General features: G+C 35.9%; 4 protein-coding genes. All 4 read right to left on the minus strand.

Translation table 11 applies throughout. The features are described from left to right. Positions 1-216: 216 nt before the first annotated feature. On the minus strand, positions 217-936 hold the full coding sequence (locus ACIQCO_RS27820; protein WP_400435386.1) for an ABC transporter ATP-binding protein: 720 nt from the start codon (positions 934-936) through the stop codon (positions 217-219). After that, on the minus strand, positions 936-2,057 hold the full coding sequence (locus ACIQCO_RS27825; RefSeq protein WP_400435388.1) for an ABC transporter permease: 1,122 nt from the start codon (positions 2,055-2,057) through the stop codon (positions 936-938). The genes ACIQCO_RS27820 and ACIQCO_RS27825 overlap by 1 nt, the downstream gene beginning before the upstream one ends. Before the next feature lie 176 nt (positions 2,058-2,233). Further along, positions 2,234-2,752, minus strand: coding sequence for a PadR family transcriptional regulator (locus ACIQCO_RS27830; protein ID WP_400435390.1), 519 nt, complete (start codon positions 2,750-2,752; stop codon positions 2,234-2,236). A 248-nt stretch (positions 2,753-3,000) separates the two neighbouring features. After that, positions 3,001-3,885, minus strand: coding sequence for a fructose bisphosphate aldolase (locus ACIQCO_RS27835; RefSeq protein ID WP_400435392.1), 885 nt, complete (start codon positions 3,883-3,885; stop codon positions 3,001-3,003). Between the last annotated feature and the right edge of the window lie 320 nt (positions 3,886-4,205).

Here is a 4,205-nt window from a genome sequence, read left to right on the forward strand (position 1 = left end):
CACTGTAATATAAATTGAACCGCCGTATACGGAACCGTACGTACGGTGGTGTGAGAGGGGCGAAAATAATTAATTATTTTCCCTCTACTCGATTATATTCAAATTTGGATTAGTGTTAATCTAAAATTTCTCCACAATAATAAATTAGAAATCCCTACTTTACTATTTTTAAAGATACCTTGTTCCTCCATTTAATTTCGTTTCTTATGCAAATGTTTATCCCTTAGTAGAGATTGTCTTCAACTTTTCATGACTGAAAGAATCATCATGTTTAAGTCTGCCATCTTCCATTCGATACACTTTATCGCAGTATTCCAGCATTCGTTCGTCATGGGTAACCATGATCGCTGCTTTGTTTCTTGTTTTTGTTTCTTTGGCTATGAGTTGAACCACTTCATGAGCCCTTTTCGAATCAAGACTTGCTGTTGGCTCGTCTGCTAGAATAAAAGATGGATTGTTAATAAAAGCACGAGCAATTGCAGTACGCTGTCGTTCTCCTCCAGATAACTGTTCAGGTAATTTTTCTAATTTTGTTGCTAAACCGAGACTTTGTAATAATTCCTTTGCAAATTCCTTATCCTCTTTTACTAGTTTCCCTGCCATTTTTTTCACTACAAGTAATTGTTCTAGAACATTTAAATAGGGTACTAGATTACTTGTTTGCAAAATAAATCCTATTTCCTCTAACCGCAATCGCGCTAAATCCTTAGGGTTTAACTGATTAAGGCTCTTTCCGTTAAGAATAACTTCGCCTTTAGATGATTGGAGTAAGGCGCCTGCAATTGCGAGAAAGGTACTCTTACCTGAACCTGATGGGCCAATGACAGCAATAAACTCACCTTGTTCCACAGTTAGGGAGATATCATCAAGGGCAAGAACTTGATTTTCACCCTGTTGATACAGTTTAGAGACATTTTTAAATTGTATTCCTGACATTATTCCATCCTCCCAATCGCTTGAAGTGGGTCTATTTTTGTTATTTTTCGAACGGAAACCAATGAACTTAAAATTGAAATCACAAGTAATAAAAGGGCATAAAGAACAACTAATTTAAGATCAAGTGAAAATGGCATTTCATCCGGAAGAATAAGGGCTGTCCCATAGGTTAACAAGATTCCTGCTAGAATACTAATAAATGATAATAGAAATACTTGGGATACAATGGCTCTTCCAAGGAATCGATTGCTGGCGCCAATGGCTTTCAAGATGCCAAATTGATTTGATTTTTGCAAGGTAAGTACATAGAAGAATACACCCAGTACAAATGCCGAGATGGCCAAAAGGAAAGCAAGCATCATCATAATCGTGCCATTTTCTTCTTTATAACCAGGCATTCCTTGAATGGCTTGGGCCTTGGTTACTGTTTCAGTATTCTTGAATAGCTGTTTTATTTTCTCTGAGTCGACATTTTCCCCTTGCAGCATAATCCCATTTACAGGTTTCTCAATTCCTTTATCAGAACCAGGTGCTGCAAATTGAATAGAGCGCCATTTATCCAGGGTAGTAAAAATTGCAGGTAAATGATTATATGTTTCATTTTTAACAAACCCGACAATTTTCATTTTTTCTAATGACCCTTCTATCTTCAGCGTATCACCAATCTTAAAGCCCTTTTTCTTTAAAGTTTCATTAGCGATCACTTCCAAAGGTTTATTTGCTTGAAGCGGCTTTCCGTCAATCACATTGGGTTCTAGAAAACTACCAGGTGTTATTCCCAATATGGCAATATCTACTTTTTCATTATCATCAGAATCAGAATGATTAAGTACGGTTCCCATGGTCGCACCCATTCCTGATGCAGCTGAAACATTAGGTTGGCTTTCTAGTTTCTCTGCCAATGATTCACTCAATAACGATCGACTCATAGAGGATCTTGATCCATCTTCAAAAGTCACATAATTGGCATCCATATTTTTAAATGTTGCCGCACTAAGAGTGGAAAGGCCGTTACCTAAACCAGAAAGAATGAATACCACCCAAGCAATCAGGACAGTTATAACGCCAATCATCAGAAACCGTAATTTACCATGCTTTAACTCTCTTATAGCAAGAAACAATGTACGTCACTCCTTTAATGTAAATACTATTAGTCACACGTGACTAATAAAATTATATTAGTTTTTTATTGATTAGTCAATTGTGACTATGTGGTTAAAATATGATAATTTTTTATTGAGATTCAAATAAAAAAGGAACCCTCGGTCGGTTCCATTGATTCATATGGGTATAAAATTTAATCCGAATGAAGAAGATGTTGAATGTTTTGTTCAAGAAAGGCAACTTCTGCTTCTAACATTGTAATTTTATGTTTGACTGCAAGATTAACACCGGTTCGTATTCCATGTGCAGGGGTTTGGTTAAATAGATCTATTAGCTTTTTGTTCTTCTTTAATCTTTCCTTCAAGGCCGGTATTGCTTTATCCAACGGAAGAAAATCAATAAACATTAACCCAATATCTCCTTGGTAATTAACACTTTCGGCAGAAGACAGATTATCCAATAGTAATTGATAAAAATAGTTTCGGCCGCTTTCATTTATAGAGTACACTTTTCGGGTGGGTCTATTTCCTTCTTGTTCTAACTGAATATCTATAAATCCCTTTTGATTTAGTTTATCCAGAGTAGCATAAGCAGTAGGCTTTTTCATATCTGTAACTGTACTTAAGTTTCTTTCAATAAATTCATTAATTTGATATCCGTGTTGACTTTGTCCCATGAGTAACCCAAGCAGAATTAGTGAGCGATGTTCCACTGAAATCCTCCTTTCTTTCATGCATTCTTTATATATTCTCTCGTAAATTTTATTTGTAGTCAATTGAGGACTTACCACAAACTGATTTGTAAAAAAACTGCTGGTTAAGTGGGTGTGGAGAACCTTACCATAAGTAAACGAGGATAAAAATACAACAAGCCGAAATATCAAGTTTTGTATAGAAACTTGATATTTCGGCTTGTTTAAACTCCTTCATTATTGTTTTTTAAAGACAGACACTGTTCTCTTTAAATTGAAGCTTCGTAAATAGATTCAACTGCTTTTGAAAGTGCTGCATTAAATTCTTCATCTGTTTGTTTGACATTCAAATCCTGGCTTAAGGCTCTGGAGAAGCTAGCAATTAGTCCTTCATTAACTTTTAGCTTTTCATTGGCTTCCTCTCTTGAATAACCACCGGATAGTGCAACGACACGAACAACCTTTGGATGGTCGATAAGCTCTTTGTACGTGTTTGCTTGTGTAGGAATCGTTAATTTTAACATCACAAATTCATTTTCACTCAAATTATTGAGATGATTTAGAATTTCTACTTTTAATAGCTCCTCACACTTTTCTTTTTCGGGGCTGTTAATATCCACTTCGGGTTCGATAATTGGAATCAGACCTGCATTGATAATTTGTTTACCAACCTCAAATTGTTGATCAACAACGTCTTTTATTCCCGCTGTATTGGCTTTTTTTATAACTGAACGCATTTTTGTACCAAATATATGACGTTCCTTCGCACGCTTTAATGTTTCGTCTAAATCGGTGATTGGCTTCATCATTTGTACGCCATTGTTCTCCTCAGCGAGCCCTTTGTCTACTTTTAAAAATGGTACAATGCCTTTTACTTCAGCAAGATAATCACCTGTATATTTACCCTCGATTTTGCGATCCATCGTTTCTTCAAACAGAATAGCACCCAAAATTTTACTCGAATCAAAAGCGGGTGATGTGATGATTCTTGTGCGCATTTCATGTACAAGATTGAACATTTCTTCCTCGTCCCGATACGCATCCTTTAAGACACCGTAAGCAGCTAGTGCTTTAGGTGTACTTCCACCACTTTGGTCCAGTGCTGCAATAAATCCTTTTCCGTTTTTCATCTTTTCAAATTGATTTTGTTGCATCTACTTTCACTCCTTTTCCTTAATCGTACCAAACTCCATTGGCATAGTAGAAATATGTTGAAGCAATTGTCTCTTTCATTATAGCGTTAATGAGGATGAGGTTTAATCATAATGATTGGCAAATGGAAACTTACCAAATGGAGCTGTTATTAGTAACATACCGTTCCTAAAAATATAGACATTTGTGTATATCACTATCTATATGTTCTAAACGAATATATAAGTTATTCCATTTAGCACGCAAAACGAACAGAGTTTTTTGCGAATCGCGTTAGGGAATCACGCCCTAATTCCGGAATGGAAACATCCGTTCAATTCGA

The organism is Neobacillus sp. NPDC093127 (assembly GCF_044754175.1).
GTDB lineage: Bacteria > Bacillota > Bacilli > Bacillales > Cytobacillaceae > Neobacillus.